Consider the following 20,845-nt stretch of genomic DNA (forward strand, 5'->3'; position numbering starts at 1 on the left):
CGGGATCAGGCCCGTGCATGTAAGATGCACGGTTTTCATGGACCATGCCCTTTTCATGGCCTGGCTGCGAATTGCCGGCGGACGATCATCGCGCAGCATCCGCAGCCAGCCCGTTTTCCACGGAGAATCCCCGATGGCGCTTGAACGCTCCGAGGTGGAAAAGATCGCTCACCTGGCCCGACTGGGCCTCGATGAAAGCGAGCTTCCCCGCACCACCGAAACCCTCAACAGCATCCTCGGCCTGGTCGATCGCATGCAGGCCGTCGACACCCGCGGCATCGAGCCCCTGGCCCACCCCCTGGAAGCCACCCAGCGCCTGCGTGCCGATGCGGTGACCGAAACCGACCAGCGCGATGCCTACCAGGCCATCGCCCCGGCCGTACAGGACGGCCTCTATCTGGTCCCACGGGTGATCGAATGAACGACATGCATCAACTGACCCTGGCCGGCATCGCCCGCGCCCTCGCCGGCAAACAATTCTCCGCCGAAGAGCTGACCCGCGACCTGCTGGCACGCATCGCCCGCCTCGACCCCCAGCTCAACAGCTTTATCACCGTCACCGAAGCAGCGGCCATCGAACAGGCGCAAGCCGCCGATGCCCGCCGCGCCGCTGGCGAGAACGGCGCCCTGCTCGGCGCGCCGATCGGCCACAAGGACCTGTTCTGCACCCGGGGCGTACTGACCAGTTGTGCCTCGAAGATCCTGCATAACTTCAAGGCCCCCTACGACGCCACGGTGGTGGAGAAACTCGCCGCCGCCGGCGCCGTCAGCCTCGGCAAACTGAACATGGACGAGTTCGCCATGGGCTCGGCCAACGAGTCCAGCCACTACGGCGCGGTGCACAACCCCTGGGACCCGAGCCGCGTCCCCGGCGGCTCCAGCGGCGGTTCGGCCGCCGCCGTCGCCGCGCGCCTGCTGCCGGCCGCCACCGGCACCGACACCGGCGGTTCGATCCGCCAACCCGCGGCGCTGACCAACCTCACCGGGATCAAGCCAACCTACGGCCGCGTTTCGCGCTGGGGCATGATCGCCTACGCCTCCAGCCTCGACCAGGCCGGCCCGCTGGCGCGCAGCGCCGAAGACTGTGCCCTGCTGCTGCAGGCCATGGCCGGTTTCGATGCCAAGGACTCCACCAGCGTCGACGTGCCGGTGGACGATTACCTGGCGACCCTGGACCAGCCCCTGGCCGGCCTGCGCATCGGCCTGCCGAAGGAGTATTTCGGCAACGGCCTGGACGCCCGTATCGGCGAGAAAGTCCTGGCCGTGGTCGAGGAGCTGAAAAAACTCGGCGCCACGCTCAAGGACATCAGCCTGCCCAACCTGCAACACGCCATACCCGCCTACTACGTGATCGCTCCCGCCGAGGCCAGCTCCAACCTGTCGCGCTTCGACGGCGTGCGCTTCGGCTACCGCTGCGAGAGCCCGGTCAACCTCGAAGACCTCTACAAGCGCTCGCGCGGCGAAGGCTTCGGCGCCGAGGTCAAGCGCCGCATCATGGTCGGCACCTATGCACTGTCCGCCGGCTACTACGATGCCTACTACATCAAGGCCCAGCAGATCCGCCGGCTGATCAAGAACGACTTCGTCGCCGCCTTCGAGCAGGTGGACGTGATTCTCGGCCCGACCACGCCGAACCTGGCCTGGAAGCTGGGCGAGAAGAATGCCGACCCGGTCTCCGCCTACCTGGAAGACATCTACACCATCACCGCCAACCTGGCCGGCATTCCCGGCCTGTCGATGCCGGCCGGCTTCGTCGATGGCCTGCCGGTGGGCGTGCAGTTGCTCGGCAACTACTTCCAGGAGAGCCGCCTGCTCAACGTGGCGCACCAGTACCAGCAGGTCACCGGCTGGCACCAACAGGCCCCCGCCGGATTCTGAGGAACGCACAGATGCAATGGGAAACCGTAATCGGGCTGGAAATCCACGCCCAACTCAGCACCCAGTCGAAGATCTTCTCCGGCAGCGCCACCACCTTCGGTGCCACGCCCAACACCCAGGCCAGCCTGGTCGACCTGGGCATGCCCGGCACCCTGCCGGTGCTCAATGCCGAGGCGGTGCGCATGGCCTGCCGGTTCGGCCTGGCGATAGACGCCGAGATCGCCGAGCGCAACGTCTTCGCACGCAAGAACTACTTCTACCCGGACCTGCCCAAGGGCTACCAGACCAGCCAGATGGACCACCCCATCGTCGGCAAGGGCTTCCTCGACATCACCCTGGAAGACGGCACGGTCAAGCGCATCGGCATCACCCGCGCGCACCTGGAAGAAGATGCCGGCAAGAGCCTGCACGAAGACTTCCACGGCATGAGCGGCATCGACCTCAACCGCGCCGGCACGCCGCTGCTGGAAATCGTCTCGGAGCCGGACATCCGCAGCGCCAAGGAAGCCGTGGCCTACGTCAGGGCGATCCATGCGCTGGTTCGTTATCTCGGCATCTGCGACGGCAACATGGCCGAAGGCTCGCTGCGCTGCGACTGCAACGTCTCGGTCCGCCCGAAGGGCCAGGCCGCGTTCGGCACCCGCGCCGAGATCAAGAACGTCAACTCCTTCCGCTTCATCGAGAAGGCCATCAACCATGAAGTGCAGCGGCAGATCGAACTGATCGAGGACGGCGGCCAGGTGGTGCAGGAAACCCGCCTGTACGACCCAAACAAGGACCAGACCCGCTCCATGCGCAGCAAGGAAGAAGCCAACGACTACCGCTACTTCCCCTGCCCCGACCTGCTGCCGGTGGTGATCGAGCGCAGCTTCCTCGATGAGCTGCGAGCCGGCCTGCCGGAACTGCCGCCGCAGAAGCGCGAGCGCTTCGAGCACCAGTTCGGCCTGTCCACCTACGACGCCAGCGTGCTGTCGGCGAGCCGTGAACTGGCCGACTACTTCGAAGCGGTCGAGAAGACCTGCGGCGACGCCAAGCTGGCGGCCAACTGGGTGATGGGCGAACTGTCCAGCCTGCTCAACAAGGAAAGCCTGGAAATCGACCAGTCGCCGGTGTCCGCCGAGCAACTGGGCGGCCTGATCCTGCGCATCAGGGACAACACCATCAGCGGCAAGATCGCCAAGATGGTGTTCGAGGCACTGGTCAATGGCGAAGGCGCCAGCGCCGACCAGGTCATTGAACAGAAAGGGCTGAAACAGGTCACAGACAGCGGCGCCATCGAAGCCATGCTCGACGAGGTGCTGGCCACCAACGCCGCCCAGGTCGAACAGTACCGCGCCAGCGATGAAGCCAAGCGCGGCAAGATGTTCGGCTTCTTCGTCGGCCAGGCGATGAAAGCCTCGAAAGGCAAGGCCAACCCGGGGCAGGTCAACCAACTGTTGAAGAAAAAACTGGAAGGATGAAAGAGCAGCCACAAGCTTCAAGCCACAAGCCTCGAGCAGGCCGCACCCGCTTCTCTCTTGCAGCTTGGGGCTTGTCGCTTGCGGTTGCCCTTGCCGGCTGCTCGACCCTGGGTGGTGGCGACTCACAGACGGGCAAGGCGTCCTGGTACGGCAGCCCCCATCACGGCAAGAAGACCGCCAGTGGCGAGCGCTTCGACCAACACGCCATGACCGCCGCCCATCGCACGCTGCCCTTCGGCACCCGGGTGCGGGTCACCAACCTGGACAATGGCCGGGAAGTGACCGTGCGCATCAATGATCGCGGCCCGTTCAAGCGCGGCCGCGTCATCGACCTGTCCCGTGCCGCCGCGCAACGCCTCGACATGCTTCGCGCCGGCATCGCCCCGGTGCGCATCCAGCCGCTGAAACCCTGAGTCCGGACCGGAAAGCGGGCCGCCGATGAGCATGTTCGTGTTTCTCCACCTGGCCCTGGGCCTGACCCTGATCATCGCCGGCAACGAGATGACGACGGCAGCCCTGGCGCGCCTGGGCGCCAGGCTGGGCAAGGCATGGCCAGCCGACTCGAATGCCCTGCTGGCCCTCAACAATACGGCCCCACTGCTGGTCGTCAGCGTCACGGCCATACTGAAAGGCCATGACGACCTCGCCCTCGGCAGCGTACTCGGCGGGCATATCGCCAACCTGCTCGCGGTGCTCGGCGGCAGCGCCCTGCTCGCGCCCCTGCTGATCCCGGCACGCCTGCTCCGCGTGGAACTGCCCAGCCTGTTCGGTGCCCTGCTATTGGCATTCGTCCTGGCCCAGGACGGTACGCTGGGGCGGCTGGACGCCAGCCTCCTGCTGCTGGGCAGCCTCGCCTATATCCTACTGCGCCGGCGGGCCAGCCCCAGGCTCCCGACAGATGCGCGGAACGCCGGTGGCGAGAATGGCGGCATCCGCCAGCGACGTCGCACCTGGCTATTGGGTCCGTTGCAGTTGCTGCTGGGTATCACGCTGCTGTGCAGCGGCGCCGATTTCCTGGTCGATGGCGTGCGTGACGCGGCACAGCTCCTGGGGCTTTCCGACCTGCTCAGTGGGCTGACGCTACTCGCGTTGCTCACATCCATCCCGCTGCTGCTGAATATCTGCGCCGGCCTGCTGCGCGGTCGGCGCGACACCGCCGCGGGCCATATCACCACCGCTTGCATCATCAACCTCCTGGGCACCCTGGGCCTGGCGGCACTGCTGTCGCCACAGCCCCTGTCGATTTCGCCGAACGCCCTGGATATCGACTTCCCCGTCATGCTCATGGCGACCCTGGCCGTCCTGATGATCTTCTGTGCCGGCAAGCTGCCGCGCTGGCTGGGCCTGCTGCTGCTCGGCCACTATGCCGCCTACATCCTCTACCTGGCACTGTTCGCCACCGGCAGGCCGCAACTCGAGCGCCTCGGCGAGATCATGTTCCACTACGCGCTGCCGCTAACAGCCCTGGCGCTGGCCATCCATCTCTGGAGAAGCCGATAGGCGCCAGCCGGCATGACCCATGCCATACAGGCTGGCTCTGGCAACGGGCGCCCCCATCGCCCAGGGCGAACGCGCCAGCATCGAAAAGAGCGCTGGAAAGCTGGAGGCTGAATGAAACGCCACGGCGTACTGGACCGCCTAGTTCGAGCATTGACAGGAGGACAGCATCATGCAAGGCATTCATCATCCGCCTGCTAGACAGGCCCAGGAAAAGCTCCGGCACCTTTCCGAAGACGCCGAAGCCCGGCGCCCGGCCTTCGTCCGCGAACGCGCCCTGCATGACAAAGTCAGATGTTTGAAGGAGGCACGGGAAGAAGGCCACAGCGCCGCACTGGAAAAACGCCTGGCCTTGAAATTCGGCTACCTGCGAGCCCCATACGAATGCACAGGAGCGGTCGAAAGCCTGAAGCCGTTGCAGGGTGCGCCGCGTACACCGGCAAGCGACGCGCAATTCCCCGGTGCGCACAGCGCCCTGGTATCGCGTCAACGATCAAATGTCGCGGACGGCAGCCTTGTGTGGGTGCGCCGCGCGCACCTGAACGATCGGCACCGCTATCCCAGGTGCGCACGGCGCACCCCTTCCCACAGAGAGCTGAGCACATGCCGACAGTTGATGCGTGTCGTGACACTAGGCGCATTCCGCTTGCGGCTGCTTTGTCTGCAAGGACCTTGAAGGCCATGGTTCCAGGCGGCCTGGACCAGCACGCCCGCCGCGTCAGTTCGCCAGCGCCTTCTGCACCGCCTCGATCAGTTGCGGGTCATCCGGCTTGACCTTGCTCGGGAAACTGGCCACCACCTGCCCATTGCGATCGACCACATACTTGTAGAAATTCCAGCGTGGCGCCTTGCCCGCCTGCTCGGCCAGTTCCCGGAACAAGGGCGTGGCATCGCGCCCCCGTACCGGTTGCGTCTGGGTCATGGTGAAGGTCACGCCGTAATTGACATAGCAGACCTCGGCGGTCTTCCGGTCGTCATCGGCCTCCTGGAAGAAATCGTCGGAAGGCACGCCCACCACTTCCAGCCCATCCTTCCTGAAGCGCTGGTAAAGCGCCTCCAACCCCTTGAACTGTGGCGTGAAACCGCAGTGGCTGGCCGTATTGACCACGACCAGCGCCTTGCCGTTGAAGCGCTCGCAGAAATCGACGACTTCCTTGGAGCGCAGCTTGGGCAGTTCATGTTGCAACAGCGGTGGACACTCGGCGGCCAGGGCCGCGCCGCTGGCACATGCCAGGGCCAGGGCGACCCACGGTCTCGATACAGGCATGGCTATCTCCCGAAGGATGAGATGAACGGGCGGGCGCAACGCAAACGCCCATGCGGTTACTTGAGCCCGGCCTTGCGCAGTTCTTCGTCACGCAGCTCGCGACGCAGGATCTTGCCGACGTTGGTGGTCGGCAGGCTGTCCCGGAACTCGACCACCTTCGGCCGCTTGTAGCCGGTGAGGTTATCATGCATGTGCTTCATCACCTGCTCCCGGGTCAGGCTCTTGCCCGGCCGGGTGACCACGAACAGCTTGATCGCCTCCCCCGAGCGCTCGTCAGGGACACCGATGGCGGCGCCCTGTAACACTTCGGGCAAAGTCGCCAGCACATCCTCCAGTTCGTTGGGATAGACGTTGAAGCCGGACACCAGAATCATGTCCTTCTTGCGGTCGACGATGCGGATATAGCCATCCTCCTGGATCAACCCGATGTCCCCGGTCTTCAACCAGCCCTCGGCATCCAGCACCTCGGCGGTATCGCCGGGGCGCTGCCAGTAGCCCTTCATCACCTGCGGCCCCTGGACACACAGCTCGCCGATCTCGCCCAGCGCCAGTTCCCGGCCTTCATCGTCGATGACCTTGAACAGCGTCGAGGGCGCGGGAATACCGATGGTGCCGATCTGGATCCGCTGGATCGGATTGACCGAAGCCACCGGGCTGGTTTCGGTCAGGCCATACCCTTCGCAGACCGGACAGCCGGTAACCTGCTCCCAGCGCTCGGCGGTGGCGCGCTGCAAGGCCATGCCGCCGGAGATCGTCACTTTCAGCGCGGAAAAATCCAGCTTGCGGAAACTGTCGTTGTTGCACAACGCGACGAACAACGTGTTGAGACCGACGAAACCGGTGAAGCGGTACTGGCCCAGGTCCTTGATGAAAGCTGGCAAGTCCCTGGGGTTGGTGATCAGGATATTGTGGTTGCCGCACTGCATCATCGCCATGCAGTGAAAAGTGAAGGCATAAATGTGATAGAGCGGCAGCGGCGCGATCACGACCTCGCTGCCCTCGTTCAGATTGGAGCCCATCAGCACCTTGCATTGCAGCATGTTGGCGATCAGGTTGCGGTGGGTCAGCATCGCGCCCTTGGCCACCCCGGTGGTGCCGCCGGTGTATTGCAGCACGGCGACCTCCTCGCGGTCCGGCTCGGCCTCGCGCACGGCCTTGCCGCGCCCCAGCGCCATAGCCCTGGTGAAGCTGACCGCCGACGGCAGGTCGTAGGCCGGCACCATCTTTTTCACATGCTTGACCACCGCGTTGACCAGCAGGCGCTTCAGCGGCGGCAGCATGTCGCCCACCTCGGTCACGATCACGGTCTTCAGGCCGGTCCTGGGCAGCACCTGCTCGGCCAGGTGCGCCATGTTGGCCAGGCATACCAAGGCCTTGGCGCCGGCGTCATTGAACTGGTGCTCCAACTCCCGCGCGGTATACAACGGGTTGGTGTTGACCACCATCAGCCCGGCGCGCAAGGCACCGAAGACCACCACCGGATATTGCAGGACATTGGGCAGTTGTACCGCGATGCGGTCGCCCGGTTGCAGGTCGGTGTGCTGTTGCAGATAGGCGGCGAAGTCGCCGGAGAGCCTGTAGAGTTCGCCGTAGGTCAGCGTCTTGCCGAGGTTACTGAACGCAGGCTTGTCCGCGAAACGCTGGCAGGACTGCCTGAGCACGGACTGGATATTCGGATAGGTGTCTGGATCGATTTCGCTGGCAATGCCGACGGGATACTTATCCTTCCAGAAATTATCTGTCATGGAACCCACTCCTGAGAGACAGCTATTTCACCGCACAGGCGGCGGCTGTTTTTTGTTGTTTGTGTGCGTTCTGGCAACGATTCCGGCCAAAAGTGACCCGAGATTATCAGCTTTAAAACAGGGCGAATAGAGCCGCGAAACGAACAAAAGGACACTATATGACCAAATACAAAAAACAAGTCACAAAGCATTCCATGGACAAATCGCTCTGGAATGCAGTTCTCGCCAGCGGGCGCCCATGCGACCTGTACATGGGACCGGCTGCTGCGACGAGCCGCTGCCCACGTCGGACAAACGGCCGCATGATATGGCCAATAGCCATACCCGAACATCGACATCACGTCGATGCGGCTCGCCTTTGGACCCCAACAGCCCATAGAATGCCGCCCTTTGTCGAGACTCCGGCATGCCATCGCGCCCCTTCGATGTCATACGTAAAGCACCAACGACCACGCACCATCAGAATCCGGAAACGTCTATGAGCACCCTTAGCAACACACCCTACGCCAGCCTGGAAGTCGGCCAGACCGCCACCTTCGACAAGACGGTCGAGGAGCGCGACATCCAGTTGTTCGCGGCCATGTCCGGTGATCGCAACCCGGTCCACCTGGATGCCGACTATGCCGCCGGCACCCGCTTCAAGGAGCGGATCGCCCATGGCATGTTCAGCGGTGCACTGATCAGTGCCGCGGTAGCCTGCACCATCCCCGGGCCGGGCACCATCTATCTGGGCCAGAGCATCCGCTTCGTGCGCCCGGTGAAGATCGGCGACACGCTCAGCGTGCACCTGGAAATACTGGAAAAACTGCCGAAGAACAAAGTGCGCATCGCCACCAACGTCTTCAATCAGGATGGGCAACAGGTGGTCGAAGGCGAAGCGGAAGTGCTGGCGCCGCGCAAGGCCGAAACCGTCGAACTGAAGAACCTGCCGCCGATCAGCTTCGGCTGAGCCGGATGCCCAGGGAAGCACTCGTCTCGTTATCCCGCCCCCCGACAACTGGAGGCCTGGCCATGTCCACGACCCTGCCAACCCTTGCCTTTGCCGGCATAGGCCTGATGGGCCTGCCCATGTGCCGGCGCCTGCTGGCGGCGGGCTATACGCTACGCGTATGGAACCGCTCGCCGGAAAAATGCGCAGCACTGCAGGCGCTCGGGGCGACAGCCGTGGATACGCCGGCACAGCTTTGCCAGGCGGATATCGTCCACTTGTGCCTGACGGATACCTCGGCGGTGCGTGAGGTGGTCTTCGCCGCGGGCGGTATCGCAGCAGGCGCCCGCAGCGGACAGATTCTGCTGGACCACTCCAGCCTGGAGCCGGCCGCCACCCGCGAAATGGCCGCACGCCTGCTCGAGCGTACCGGCATGCGCTGGGTGGACGCGCCGGTTTCCGGCGGCGTGGCCGGGGCGGAGGCCGGCAGCCTGGCGATCATGGCCGGCGGCCGGCGGGAGGATATCGAACGCGTACGCCCTCACCTGCTCGTGTTAGGGCAACGCGTCACCCACATGGGGGAAGTCGGCGCTGGCCAGGTCGCCAAGGTCTGCAACCAGATGATCGTCGCCTGCAATGCCATGGTGATCGCCGAAGCGGTCGCCCTGGCCGAGCGCGCCGGGGTCGATGCCAGCCTGCTCGCACCCGCGCTGGCCGGCGGCTTCGCCGACTCGAGGCCGCTGCAGATACTTGCGCCGCAAATGGCCAGCCGTGTTTTCCAACCGGCCAGATGGCATGTCCGCACCCTGCTCAAGGACCTCGACACCGCCGTCGGTCTTTCCCGCGAAGCAGGCTGCGCCACCCCGATGAGCGGCCTGGCCGCGCAACTGATGCGCCAGCACGCCAGCCGCGGCAACCTGCAGCAAGACCCGGCGACGCTGGTACAACTGTATAGGGAGCAGACACCGTGAAGATTGCCGCCAACCTGTCCCTGCTGTTCAGCGAATATCCGCTGCTCGAACGCATCGACGAGGCCTGTGCATCCGGCTTTGCCGGCGTGGAAATCCAGTTTCCCTACGAAATCGCGGCAATACGCCTGAAGGAAGCGCTGGAACGCGCCAGCCTGCCGCTGGTGCTGATCAACCTGCCCGCCGGCGACCTGATGGAAGGCGGCCCCGGCCTCGCCTGCATACCGCAGCGCCAGGATGAATTCCGCCAGGCACTGCGCGATGCCCTGAGCTATGCGGCCATGGTGCGCCCACAATGCGTCAACGTGCTCGCGGGACGGCTGATCGAAGGCGTCGACCGCGAGCAGGCCATGCAGACCCTGGCCGACAACCTGCGCCGCGCGGCCCGCGAGTTCGAGCTGCTGGGCATCCCGGTATTGTGCGAAGCGATCAATCCGCTGGATATGCCGCGCTTTCTCATCAACACCCCGGATGACCTGCTGGAAATCCTCGAACGGGTCGACCACCCGAACTGCCTGGCCCAACTGGACCTCTACCATCTGGCGCGCCAGGAGCTGGACATCGCGGCCAGCATCCAGCGACTGGGCAAGCGCATCGGCCACGTACAGTTCGCCGACTGCCCCGGCCGCGGCGCCCCCGGCAGCGGCGAGATGGACTTCCCGCGGGCATTGCAGGCCCTGCGCGACATCGACTACCAGGGCTGGCTCGGCGCCGAATACTGGCCCGGCCTAGACAGCACCCGGCAGAGCCTCGGCTGGCTCGAAGACTGGCGCTGACGCTGCAAGCCAACAGCTTGAAGCTTGAAGCTTGAAGCTTGAAAGAATCGCCGTTGACGCTAAACTGCGCGCCCTTTTTTCCGGCACCGGTGCCCCCATGCGAACCCCCACTCCCGCCCGCGCCTGCGGTATCGACTTCGGCACCTCGAACTCGACGGTCGGCTGGTGGCGCCCGGGCGCAGAGTCGCTGTTGCCCATGGAAGACGCCCACGACACACTGCCATCGGTGGTGTTCTTCAATTTCGAAGAACGCCGCCCGGTCTACGGACGCCAGGCACTGGCCGAATACCTGGATGGCTACGAAGGCCGCCTGATGCGTTCGCTCAAGAGCCTGCTCGGCTCCCGCCTGCTCAAGAGCGAGACCACGGTATTGGGCAGCGCCCTGCCCTTTACGGAAATCCTCGGGCTGTTCCTCGGCACCCTCAAGCAGCGTGCCGAACGCCAGGCCGGACGCAGCTTCGAGGAAGTGGTACTGGGGCGCCCGGTGTTCTTCGTCGACGACGATCCGCAGGCCGACCGCGAAGCCGCCGACACCCTGGAAGGCGTGGCGCGCAAGCTGGGCTTCCGCGACGTTTCCTTCCAGTTCGAGCCGATCGCCGCCGCGTTCGACTACGAATCGCGCATCGAACGCGAAGAGCGCGTGCTGATCGTCGATATCGGTGGCGGCACCTCGGATTTCTCCCTGGTCCGGCTGTCCCCCGAGCGCCATCACCTGGACCAGCGCCAGCACGACATCCTGGCGACCCGCGGCATCCATATCGGCGGCACCGACTTCGACCGGCAGCTCAGCCTGCAGGGCGTCATGCCCCTGTTCGGCTACGGTAGCCGCATGAAGAGCGATGCCCTGATGCCCACCAGCCCCCATCTCAACCTGGCCACCTGGCACACCATCAACGCGGTCTATGCCCAGGCCTCGCTGCGCGCACTGCAGAGCATGCGCTACGACATCGTCGATCCCAGCGGCATCGACCGCCTGCTGCGCCTGGTCGAGCAACGGGCCGGGCACTGGCTGGCCATGCAGGTCGAGGACAGCAAGATCGCCCTGACCGACCAGCCGCAGCGCGACATCGACCTGGGGCGCATCGAACCCGGTCTGCTCGCCAGGCTGCAACGCACTACGCTGGAACAGGCGATCGCCCCCCTGCTGGAACGTATCGGTACTTGCATCGACCAGTTGCTGAACGACGCCGGGCTGCGCCCGGGCGATGTCGATAGCGTCTTTTTCACCGGGGGCTCCAGCGTCATCCCGGCCTTGAGGCAGTGTGTCGCCAGCAGGCTGACGCAGGCACGCCACGTCGAGGGCAACCGCTTCGGCAGCATCGGCAACGGTCTGGCCATCGAGGCCAGGAAGCGCTACGGTTGATGCAGGCACAGGCAACCGCCCGTGCATTGCATGCAGGAGCAGGCTCTTATGGCATACCAGCTACGTCCCCGCTCATCCGTCGCCGCCCAGGTGCGCAAGGCCGCCCGCGACCGACTGGCCGAAGCGATAGACGCCCTGGCAGCCCCACCGATGGACGTGGGCGAAGGCATCCACCAGGCACGCAAGCGCATCAAGGAACTCCGGGCGCTGCTGCGCCTGGTGCGCAAACCGCTGGGGGTGACCTTCGACCGGGAAAACCGCCGCCTGCGCGACATCGCCCGCGAACTGTCCGAGTCGCGCGATGCCACGGCCATGCTGGAAAGCTGGGACCTGCTGGCCGGCCATTTCGGCCAGCCATTCGACAACCAGGCCATGCGCCAGACCCGCCAGCGCCTGCAGGCCCGTGCCGAAACGGCCGAGGCCTGCGATGCCGGCCTCGGCGTGGTGATCTCCGGAGTCCAGGCGCAGTTGCAGGCAATCATGCACGGGGTGGACAACTGGCGCTTGCACGGCAAAGGCTTCGAGTTACTGGCCGAGGGGCTGCATGACATCTACCGGGCGGGCACCCGGGAACTGGCGAAACTCGGCGAGGAACCCGACGACGAGGGCTTCCACCAGTGGCGCAAGCGGGTCAAGGACCACTGGTACCAGTGCCGCCTGCTCACCCCGGTCTGGCCAGGGTTGATGGCGCAACGCTGCGAATCACTGAAGCAGTTGGCCGAAGCACTCGGCGACGAACACGACCTCTATATGATGCAGCAGGCACTGGAACGCGAACCCGCGCTGTTCGGCGATGAAGAAGAGCGCAGCCTGCTCGCCCGCCTGATCGGGCAGCGCCGCCAGGCCCTGCGCCACGAAGCCCTGGTCCAGGGCCGGCAACTCTATGGGGAACCGCCCTCGGCCCTGGTCGAGCGCATACGCGGCTACTGGAAAGACGCCCGCAAATACCACACCCTTTGAACACAGGACACCCATGCGCCCCGAGGACCTCGAACGCCTGCTGACCCAGACCATGCCCTACGGCAAATACAAGGGCCGCGCCATCGCCGACCTGCCTGGCGACTACCTCAACTGGTTCGCCCGCAGCGGCTTCCCGCGCGGCGACCTGGGCCAGTTGCTGGAGTTGATGCACGAGATCGACCACAACGGCCTGTCCGCCCTGCTCGACCCGCTGCGCCGGAAAAGGCAGCCATAAGACAAGCTGCAAGCTTCCAAATGCTCGGGTAGCCGTCAGGTATTGCAACCCGCTTATGGCTGATGGCTTTGCACCTTCAGCGCCTCCAGGGCAGGCTCCGCGTAAATCCCCACCTCCACCGCCAGTTGCATGACGCGCGGCAAGTCTTCGCGATAGACCAGCACCGCCTGCAACTCATCGTCCAGCGGCTCGCTGAAGTCCACCAGCACATAGCCGCCCTTTTCCGGGTACAGGCTGCCCATCTGCACCTGGATACGGTTGAGCGCCTTCAACGGTTCGGTTTTCCCCAGTTGCTTGGGCTTGAGTACGAAGCTCACGCTCTCGCCGAACGAAGCGACGATCTGCGCGAACAGTTGCGGGTAGTCATCGGCCTGGAACAGCACTGTATCCGGCAGGCTGCCCACCACCACCCACTCGCCGAGGGGGATCGGAAAGTCATCGTCGTAGTTGATATCGGCATTGGCCTGCAGGAAGGCCTGTGGATCGGCATAGGCCTGGCTGGCCTCGTCGGCGACCCGCAGGATGTCCTCCTCGCGCATGCAGCCCGAGCTTATCAGGCGAATCAGTTCGGTCAGTTGCTCTTTCATGGTCGCATCCCGGGGAAATCGAAGGCCGCAGGATAACGGATCGGGGCGATGGGAGAGGGCATGATCGGGCTGTATGGGGAGGAAATCGTGCCCTATGCAGGGCGATCGCGCCATGCACGGCAAACAGCCGAAAACAGCGCTGGAAGCGCTCGAGCCTGGACGAAAGAGCGTGACAGCCGGTGTTTTTCGTCCAGCGTTCCAGCCTCCAGCGCTTTTATCGAAGCACCTTGCCGGTGAATAACGGCATGGCGCGATCGCCCTGGTGCTCTATGAGGGATAGCGGATTTGGCCATCCTGTGTCCGGCTATAGAGCGTACAGCGTGCCCCAGGGACCACCGTCTCTGTGCGAATGCCTGGTGGCGGGACGGGGCAGCACACCACCAGCCCACACAAAATCGCCAACCCGGTCGCAACACGACTGCGGCTTCCACGGCCATGGAGCGGATTTCATGCGCTCGCCCCGGGCGCTTCCCCACGTCCACGGCGACCTCACCCTTCCGCCCCGGCAACCCTGTCGATTCCGCCGGAAACTTTTGACCCCGCGGCATGGCGCCGTTTAGTCTCAGCGCCTGCTCTCGTTCATCAGGATCATCGACATGCTGCGCAGACTTCCCCTGGCCATCGCCATCACCCTGTCGCTCGCAAGCAACGCCTGGGCGGACAATGTCCTCACGCCGGCGAGCAAGAGCGACCTGCTCAGCGTCTATCGCGAAGCCCTCAACAACAACGCTGACCTGGCCGCGGCCCGGGCACAGTTCCAGGCCAGCCAGGAAACCGTGCCACAGGCGCGCGCCGGCCTGCTGCCCAACCTCAGCGCCTCCGCCGAACTGGGCGACAGCCGTACCCGTATCGAAACCCAGCAGGGCTCGCAATCCTTCTCGCGCAGCGGCAGCGCCTACCAGGCCAACCTCAGCCAGCCGCTGTTCCGTGCCGATCGCTGGTATCAGTTGCAAGCCGCCAAGGCCAGCAGCGAACAGGCCGCCCTGGAATACTCGGTCGCCGAACAGAACCTGGTCCTGCAAAGCGCCCAGGCCTATTTCGCGGTACTGCGCGCCCAGGACAACCTGGCCGCGGTAAAAGCGGAGGAAGCCGCCTTCAAACGCCAGCTCGACCAGGCCAACGAGCGCTTCGAGGTCGGCCTGTCCGACCGTACCGACGTGCTCGAAGCCCAGGCCGGGTACGATACCGCCCGTGCCAACCGGATGATCGCCCAGCGCCAGGTCGACGACGCCTTCCAGGCGCTCGCCACGCTGACCAATCGCCAGTACCTGGCCCTGGAAGGCATCCGGCACAGCCTGCCGGTTCTGCCGCCATTGCCCAACGACGCCCAGGCCTGGGTCGAGACCGCGGCCCGCCAGAACCTCGCGCTGCAAGCCAGCGACCAGGCGGTGATCGCCGCCGAGCAGACCCTGCGCCAACGCCGCTCCGGCCACGCGCCGACCCTGGATGCGGTGGCCTCCTACCGCAAGGGCGACAACGACACCCTCGGTTTCAGCAACAGCGCCGCCGTGGCTACCCGTTATCGGGGCGACGCCGAGCAGGGCAGCATCGGCCTGCAATTGAACATACCGCTCTACAGCGGTGGCCTGACCAACTCGCAGACGCGCCAGGCCGGGCACCAGCTCGACCAGAGCGAACAACTGCGCGAGAGCCTGCGCCGGCAGATCGTCGAAAGCACACGCAACCTGCACCGGGCGGTGAACACCGATATCGAACAGGTGCAAGCGCGCCGGCAATCGATCATCTCCAACCAGAGCGCCCTGGAAGCGACGGAAATCGGCTATCAGGTCGGCTCGCGCAATATCGTCGACGTGCTCGACACACAACGCCGACTGTTCGCCGCCGTTCGCGACTACAACAACGCCCGCTACGACTACATCCTCGACAACCTGCTGCTGAAACAGTCCGCCGGCACGCTCAACCCCGGCGACCTGCAGGAGCTGGCCAACTACCTCAAGCCAGACTACAACCCCGACACCGACTTCCTGCCACCGGACCTGTCGGACAGCATCGGGCGGCCCCCGCGCCTGGATTGAAGCCTCCCGGAGCCACCTCGCCACAGGTCGCGCCGAGGGTACCGCAGCGCGCCTGAAGCGTCCCACTGTGTCCATATGGGAGCCCGCCCCGCCCACTCGATCACGGCGCCTTATCCGCGCCATCACATGTTCCTATAGTGCTGTTCGCCGGCACCGGAATGCCGATCATGGTGCCATGAATCGATATTCGGCATGGCAGCTTCTGCAACACGCCCTCGGCGGCAACCGGCACTGGCCCAGGGCCTGGCGCGCGGCTTCACCCAAACGCAATTACGACGTGGTGATCATCGGCGGCGGCGCCCATGGCCTGGCCACCGCCTACTACCTGGCGCGCAACCACGGCATCGGCAACGTCGCGGTGCTGGAGAAGGGCTGGATCGGCGGTGGCAATGCCGGGCGCAACACCACCATGGTGCGCTCGAACTACCTGTTGTCCGAGAATGCCCGCTTCTACGAATTTTCACTCAAGCTCTGGGAAGGCCTCAGCCGCGAGCTGAACTACAACGTCATGCTGTCGCAGCGCGGCGTGCTCAATCTCGCCCACTCGACGGCGCAACTGGAGGCCTATGCCCGCCGCGGCAACGCTCTGCGCCAGGGCGGTATCGACGCCATGCTGCTCGACCGCGAGCAAGTGCAGGCTCGCGTACCGTTGCTCGACTGCTCCGAACAGAGTCGCTATCCGGTGGTTGGCGGGCTGCTGCAGGAAAGGGCCGGCACCGCGCGCCACGACGCTGTGGTCTGGGGCTACGCCCGCGCGGCGGACAGCCTGGGCGTGGATATCATCCAGAACTGCGAGGTCACCGGCTTCACCCGCCAGGGTGGGCGCATCAGCGGCGTAGAGACCAGTATGGGCACCATCGGCGCCGGCCGCGTCGGCATGGCGGTGGCAGGCTACAGCAGCCAGTTGGCGCGCCTCGCCGGCCTGCGCCTGCCGCTGGAAAGCCATGTGCTGCAGGCCTTCGTCACCGAACCGGTGAAGCCGGTGCTCGACACCGTGGTCACCTCCGGGGCGCTGCACGTCTATGTCAACCAGTCCGACAAGGGCGAACTGGTGATCGGCGGCGACATCGACTTCTACAACAGCTACGCGCAACGTGGCAACTTGCCTGAGATCGAGCACAGCGCCGCCGCTGTACTGGGCCTGTTCCCCTGCTTCAGCCGGCTGCGGGTGCTGCGCACCTGGGGCGGCATCATGGACATGAGCATGGACGGCGCGCCGATCATCGGCGCGACCCCGCTCGACGGCCTGTACCTGAATGCCGGCTGGTGCTACGGCGGCTTCAAGGCGACCCCGGCGTCCGGCTGGGTGTTCGCCCACACCCTCGCCGAGGGCCAGCCCCATGCGCTGAACCGCCCCTACGGCCTGGAGCGCTTCGCCGAAGGCCGCCTGATCGACGAAAAGGGCGCCGGCCCGACCCCCAACGCGCACTGAATACGAACACGAGGAAGCCTGTCTCCATGCTGAATATCCCCTGCCCCTGGTGCGGCCCTCGGGCGCAGACCGAATACCACTATGGCGGCGAGGCCGGCCGCGTGCGCCCGGCCGACGACGCCCCGTTGCAGGACTGGGTCGAGCACGTCTACCTGCGCGACAACCCTTGCGGCGAACACCTTGAACTCTGGCAGCACCAGGCCGGCTGCGGCCAGTGGCTGCAACTGCGGCGCGATACCCGCAGCCACCGCATCCTCGCCGCCGCGGCGCTTTCATGAGCCACACCGGACAACCCCTGCGCCTGCCCGGCGGCGGCCTGATCGACCGCTCGCAACCGCTCGACTTCCACTTCGATGGCCAACTGCTGCACGGCTTCGCCGGCGATACCCTGGCCTCGGCGCTGCTGGCCAACGACGTGCGGCTACTGGCGCGCAGCTTCAAGTACCACCGGCCACGCGGCCTGTACGCCAGCGGCGGCGACGAACCCAACGCCCTGCTGGGCCTGGGCAGTGGCGCCGAAGCGACGCCCAACAGCCGCGCCACCCAGGTGCCGCTGCGCCAGGGCCTGGTCGCCCACAGCCAGAACCGCTGGCCGTCGCTGCGCCTGGACCTCGCCGCCGCCAGCGGTTGGCTGGCGGCGCTGCTCGGCCCCGGCTTCTACTACAAGACCTTCATGCGCCCACGCTGGCTATGGCCCTGGTACGAACGCCTGTTGCGCGGCATGGCCGGCATGGGCCGCGCGCCGCGCCTGGCCGACCCGCACCGCTACGAGCATCGGCACTGGCACTGCGACTGCCTGGTGATCGGCCTCGGCCCCGCCGGGCTGGCAGCGGCGCTGGCGGCCAGCGAAAGCACCGGGCAACGGGTCATCGCCGTAGAGGCTGACACCCTGGCGGGCGGCTCGCTGCTGTCGCGGCCGGCCTCGTTGGAAGGGCTGGGCGGCCAACTGTGGGCGCAGCGGGCCAAGGCCCGCCTGCTCGAACGGGGGGTGCGCGTGCTGCAAGGCACCAGCGCCTTCGGCTACTACGATGACAACCTGGTCGCCGCCGTCGAAACGCTGGACGACGCGCCCGCCGGCCAGCTCCGCGAGCGCCTGCACTGGATCCGCGCCGGGCGGGTGATCCTCGCCACCGGCGCGCACGAGCGGCCGCTGGTATTCCCCGGCAACGACCGCCCCGGCATCCTGCTGGCCGGCGCCGCCCGTCATTACCTGCATCGCCACGCCGTGGCGCCGGGCCACCGGGTGGCGATCCTCGCCAACAACGACGACGCCCACAGCCTCGGCAACGAGTTGCTGGCGGCCGGCGTCGAGGTGGTCGCCCAGCTCGATACCCGTCCCGGGCATCCCCTGCATGCGCAAGCGCTGCGGACCCGTGGCCGGCAACGGCTGTCCGGCCTGGATATCGAACGTAATGGCCGGCGCCAGCGCATCGACTGCGATGCCTTGTGCGTGTCCGGCGGCTGGATGCCGGCGGTGCAACTGCATGTCCAGGCCCAGGGCACGCTGCGCCACGATCCCCGGCTGGATGCCTTCGTGCCCGAGCGGGCGCACCAGCGGCATGTGTCCGTCGGCGCCTGCAACGGCTGCCTGGGACTGGACGGTGCCCTCGAACAGGGCTGGCTGGCCGCCGGCGGCGGGGCGCGGCGGCCACGCGCCGCCAGCACACCCGCGCCACAGCCGAACGGCCCGGCGATCCTCGCCACATCTCGGGAAAAAGACGCCTTCGTCGACCTGCAGAACGACGTCAGCCTGGCCGATATCCGCCAGGCCGCCGCCGAGGGCTATGCGACCCTCGAACACCTCAAGCGCTACACCGCCCTGGGCATGGGCACCGACCAGGGCAAGGGCAGCAACCTCAATGGCCTGAGCGCACTGGCCAGCCTCAGCGGGCAGGCGCCCGCGGCCATCGGCACCATCCGCGCCCGCGCGCCCAGCGTGCCGGTCAGCCTCGGCGCCCTGGCCGGCTCGCGCCGGCAATCGCTGCAGAGCCCGCGCCGGCACTCGCCGCTGCACGATGAACACCTGCGCCTGGGCGCGGCGATGGTCGACAGCGGCCCCTGGCGGCTACCCGCCGGCTACCCGCTCCCAGGCGAAACGACGCCGCAGTCGGCGCAGCGGGAAAGCCTGGCGGTACACGCCGCCGGCGGTTTCCTCGACCGCTCGGCCAGCGGCAGGCTCGAACTGCGCGGGCCGGACTGCGTGCGGTTGCTGCAACGGCTGTACGCCAACCCTGCCGATGCACTTGCGGTCGGGCGAGCCGGCCCCGGGCTGATGCTGCGCGAGGATGGCCTGCTGTTCGAACTGGGCATGCTGGTGCGCCTCGCCGACGATCACTATCTGCTGACCAGCGACGCGGCACGCGCGGCGGCGGTGAGGCGGCACGTCGAGTATTGCCTGCAGGTGCTCTGGCCGGAACTGGCGGTGCGCGCCCTCGATGTCGCGGAACAGTGGGCCGCCATCCTGCTGCGCGGGCCGCAGGCGCAGGCGCTGCTGCAAAGCCCTCGGCTGGGCCTGCTGGAACGACCACCGCGACCTGGCGAGGCCCTGCAACTGCAACCTCATGGGCGCCCGCTGCGGCTGTTCGGCTGTGGCCTGTATGGCGAGCCAGCCTGGGAGCTGCACGTCCCCGCAGGCACCGCGGCGCGCCTCTGGAGTGACCTGGAACAGGCCGGCCAGCCTTTGAGCATAGCCCCTTACGGGCAGGCCTGCGAGGAACTGCTGCGCATCGAGCGCGGCCAACCGGGCGGCAACGAACTGGACGGCCGCCGCAGCGCCGCCGACCTCGGCCTGGGCCATCTGCTGCGCCATGACAAGCGTTATATCGGCTACCCCCTGCTGCAGCGCCCCGGCCTCGCCGACCCCGCGCGGCCACGGCTGGTCGGCCTGCGCCCGCTGCAGGCCACTGCACTCATCCCGGCCGGTAGCCAGTTGCTCACCGCCGAGGGCGGCGACAGCCTCGGCCACGTCAGCAGCGCCGCCCACAGCGCCCGGCATGGCGGCTGGATCGCCCTCGGCCTGCTGCGCGACGGGCTGGCACGCCAGGGCCAGGTACTGCTGGCCGCCGATCCCCTGCGCCAGCGGCAGGTCGCCGTGCGGGTCGAAGCCCTCGGCAAGATGGAACACGGACAATGAGCGACATCCATTTGCAGGATATCCACGGGCGCCCCCTGTGGCTGCTCGACCAGGGCCGGGACGCGGCGCCACCGGAGGGCTTTCCGCTGGCGCCCAATAGCTGCCGACTGAGCGCCGACGGCCTGCGCATCGCCTGGCTGGCACCAGGCCGCTGGCTGCTCGACGGCCCCCAGGCCGCCGCCTACCCGGCGCCGCCGGGCTGTACCACGCAGGACCTGAGTGACCACTGGCGCCTGATCCGCATCGGCGGCCGGCACTGGCGCGGCCTGCTGTCCCGCACCTGCCCGCTGGACCTGCACACCTGCTTCCCGCCCGATCGCGAGTCGGTCGCCGGCACCCTGCTGCTGCAAGTGCCGGTGCGCATCCTGGTGGCGGCCGCCGGCGAGCATGCCGAACTGCTGGTACCGCGCAGCTACCACGCCTGGCTGCGTCAGGCGCTGGAGGTCCATTGCGCGGCATTGGGAGATTGAGCCGAAACCTCTCTGCGCGCAGCGGGGATGGCGGCGTCGAGCGCCCAGGTGCGCACGGCGCGCCCTACGGCAGGCCGCCGCTACCCACCATGACACTCGATCGTTGACGC

20 protein-coding genes are annotated in these 20,845 nt (G+C 66.5%); 17 read left to right on the forward strand and 3 right to left on the reverse strand.

Annotated features, from left to right (window positions below):
- The first annotated feature begins 133 nt into the window (after positions 1–133).
- From gatC to DNJ95_RS05125, 6 genes are all read left to right on the forward strand, one after another.
- On the forward strand, positions 134–421 hold the full coding sequence (gene gatC, locus DNJ95_RS05100) for an Asp-tRNA(Asn)/Glu-tRNA(Gln) amidotransferase subunit GatC (RefSeq protein ID WP_131183644.1): 288 nt from the start codon (positions 134–136) through the stop codon (positions 419–421).
- 5 nt (positions 422–426) lie between these two features.
- On the forward strand, positions 427–1,878 hold the full coding sequence (gene gatA / locus DNJ95_RS05105) for an Asp-tRNA(Asn)/Glu-tRNA(Gln) amidotransferase subunit GatA (RefSeq protein WP_131183672.1): 1,452 nt from the start codon (positions 427–429) through the stop codon (positions 1,876–1,878).
- 11 nt (positions 1,879–1,889) lie between these two features.
- Positions 1,890–3,338, forward strand: a complete 1,449-nt coding sequence (gene gatB / locus DNJ95_RS05110) for an Asp-tRNA(Asn)/Glu-tRNA(Gln) amidotransferase subunit GatB (protein ID WP_131183645.1) — start codon at positions 1,890–1,892, stop codon at positions 3,336–3,338.
- Positions 3,335–3,751: a septal ring lytic transglycosylase RlpA family protein gene (locus DNJ95_RS05115; RefSeq protein WP_131183646.1), complete on the forward strand. Its 417-nt coding sequence runs from the start codon at positions 3,335–3,337 to the stop codon at positions 3,749–3,751. Before gatB ends, DNJ95_RS05115 begins: the two co-directional genes overlap by 4 nt.
- 25 nt (positions 3,752–3,776) lie before the next feature.
- Entirely contained in the window at positions 3,777–4,838 is a 1,062-nt protein-coding gene (locus DNJ95_RS05120; RefSeq protein WP_131183647.1) for a sodium:calcium antiporter, read from the forward strand.
- Between the two features lie 169 nt (positions 4,839–5,007).
- Positions 5,008–5,511 (forward strand): hypothetical protein, encoded by a 504-nt coding sequence (locus DNJ95_RS05125; protein ID WP_131183648.1) that lies wholly within the window; start codon positions 5,008–5,010, stop codon positions 5,509–5,511.
- Between the two features lie 42 nt (positions 5,512–5,553).
- Here DNJ95_RS05125 and DNJ95_RS05130 read toward each other — a convergent pair whose 3' ends face one another.
- Both DNJ95_RS05130 and fadD1 read right to left on the reverse strand, forming a co-directional pair.
- A complete protein-coding gene (locus tag DNJ95_RS05130) occupies positions 5,554–6,102 on the reverse strand; it encodes a glutathione peroxidase (RefSeq protein ID WP_131183649.1) in 549 nt (182 codons plus the stop codon).
- Positions 6,103–6,158: 56 nt separating this feature from the next.
- Complete coding sequence (gene fadD1 / locus DNJ95_RS05135; RefSeq protein ID WP_131183650.1) at positions 6,159–7,847, reverse strand: long-chain-fatty-acid--CoA ligase FadD1; 1,689 nt, start codon at positions 7,845–7,847, stop codon at positions 6,159–6,161.
- Between the two features lie 478 nt (positions 7,848–8,325).
- Between fadD1 and DNJ95_RS05140 the strand changes: the two genes are divergently transcribed.
- The 6 genes from DNJ95_RS05140 (at position 8,326) to DNJ95_RS05165 (ending at position 13,077) form a co-directional block, all read left to right on the forward strand.
- Positions 8,326–8,796 carry a MaoC family dehydratase gene (locus DNJ95_RS05140; protein WP_131183651.1) on the forward strand — a complete coding sequence of 157 codons (471 nt, stop codon included), beginning with the start codon at positions 8,326–8,328 and terminating at the stop codon, positions 8,794–8,796.
- Between the two features lie 62 nt (positions 8,797–8,858).
- Complete coding sequence (locus DNJ95_RS05145) at positions 8,859–9,746, forward strand: NAD(P)-dependent oxidoreductase (RefSeq protein ID WP_131183652.1); 888 nt, start codon at positions 8,859–8,861, stop codon at positions 9,744–9,746.
- On the forward strand, positions 9,743–10,519 hold the full coding sequence (locus tag DNJ95_RS05150; protein WP_131183653.1) for a hydroxypyruvate isomerase family protein: 777 nt from the start codon (positions 9,743–9,745) through the stop codon (positions 10,517–10,519). Before DNJ95_RS05145 ends, DNJ95_RS05150 begins: the two co-directional genes overlap by 4 nt.
- A gap of 97 nt (positions 10,520–10,616) precedes the next feature.
- A complete protein-coding gene (locus tag DNJ95_RS05155) occupies positions 10,617–11,882 on the forward strand; it encodes an Hsp70 family protein (protein WP_131183654.1) in 1,266 nt (421 codons plus the stop codon).
- Positions 11,883–11,930: 48 nt separating this feature from the next.
- Positions 11,931–12,842: a CHAD domain-containing protein gene (locus DNJ95_RS05160; RefSeq protein WP_131183655.1), complete on the forward strand. Its 912-nt coding sequence runs from the start codon at positions 11,931–11,933 to the stop codon at positions 12,840–12,842.
- 13 nt (positions 12,843–12,855) lie between these two features.
- The gene (locus DNJ95_RS05165; RefSeq protein WP_131183656.1) at positions 12,856–13,077 is read left to right on the forward strand and encodes a DUF3820 family protein; all 222 of its coding nucleotides are present in this window, start codon (positions 12,856–12,858) and stop codon (positions 13,075–13,077) included.
- Between the two features lie 53 nt (positions 13,078–13,130).
- On the opposite strand, the gene DNJ95_RS05170 is transcribed toward DNJ95_RS05165, so the two are convergent.
- On the reverse strand, positions 13,131–13,664 hold the full coding sequence (locus tag DNJ95_RS05170) for a hypothetical protein (RefSeq protein WP_131183657.1): 534 nt from the start codon (positions 13,662–13,664) through the stop codon (positions 13,131–13,133).
- A gap of 596 nt (positions 13,665–14,260) precedes the next feature.
- Here DNJ95_RS05170 and DNJ95_RS05175 point away from each other — a divergent pair.
- The 5 genes from DNJ95_RS05175 (at position 14,261) to DNJ95_RS05195 (ending at position 20,735) form a co-directional block, all read left to right on the forward strand.
- Positions 14,261–15,700, forward strand: a complete 1,440-nt coding sequence (locus DNJ95_RS05175; protein WP_131183658.1) for a TolC family outer membrane protein — start codon at positions 14,261–14,263, stop codon at positions 15,698–15,700.
- A 175-nt stretch (positions 15,701–15,875) separates the two neighbouring features.
- The gene (locus DNJ95_RS05180; RefSeq protein WP_131183659.1) at positions 15,876–17,132 is read left to right on the forward strand and encodes a sarcosine oxidase subunit beta family protein; all 1,257 of its coding nucleotides are present in this window, start codon (positions 15,876–15,878) and stop codon (positions 17,130–17,132) included.
- A gap of 26 nt (positions 17,133–17,158) precedes the next feature.
- Positions 17,159–17,410, forward strand: a complete 252-nt coding sequence (locus DNJ95_RS05185) for a sarcosine oxidase subunit delta (RefSeq protein WP_131183660.1) — start codon at positions 17,159–17,161, stop codon at positions 17,408–17,410.
- Positions 17,407–20,265, forward strand: coding sequence for a 2Fe-2S iron-sulfur cluster-binding protein (locus DNJ95_RS05190; RefSeq protein WP_131183661.1), 2,859 nt, complete (start codon positions 17,407–17,409; stop codon positions 20,263–20,265). Before DNJ95_RS05185 ends, DNJ95_RS05190 begins: the two co-directional genes overlap by 4 nt.
- Positions 20,262–20,735 carry an aminomethyltransferase family protein gene (locus DNJ95_RS05195; protein ID WP_131183662.1) on the forward strand — a complete coding sequence of 158 codons (474 nt, stop codon included), beginning with the start codon at positions 20,262–20,264 and terminating at the stop codon, positions 20,733–20,735. Before DNJ95_RS05190 ends, DNJ95_RS05195 begins: the two co-directional genes overlap by 4 nt.
- Positions 20,736–20,845 lie beyond the last annotated feature (110 nt).

The sequence above is a fragment of the Stutzerimonas kirkiae genome, assembly GCF_004327335.1.
In the GTDB taxonomy this organism is placed as follows: domain Bacteria; phylum Pseudomonadota; class Gammaproteobacteria; order Pseudomonadales; family Pseudomonadaceae; genus Stutzerimonas; species Stutzerimonas kirkiae.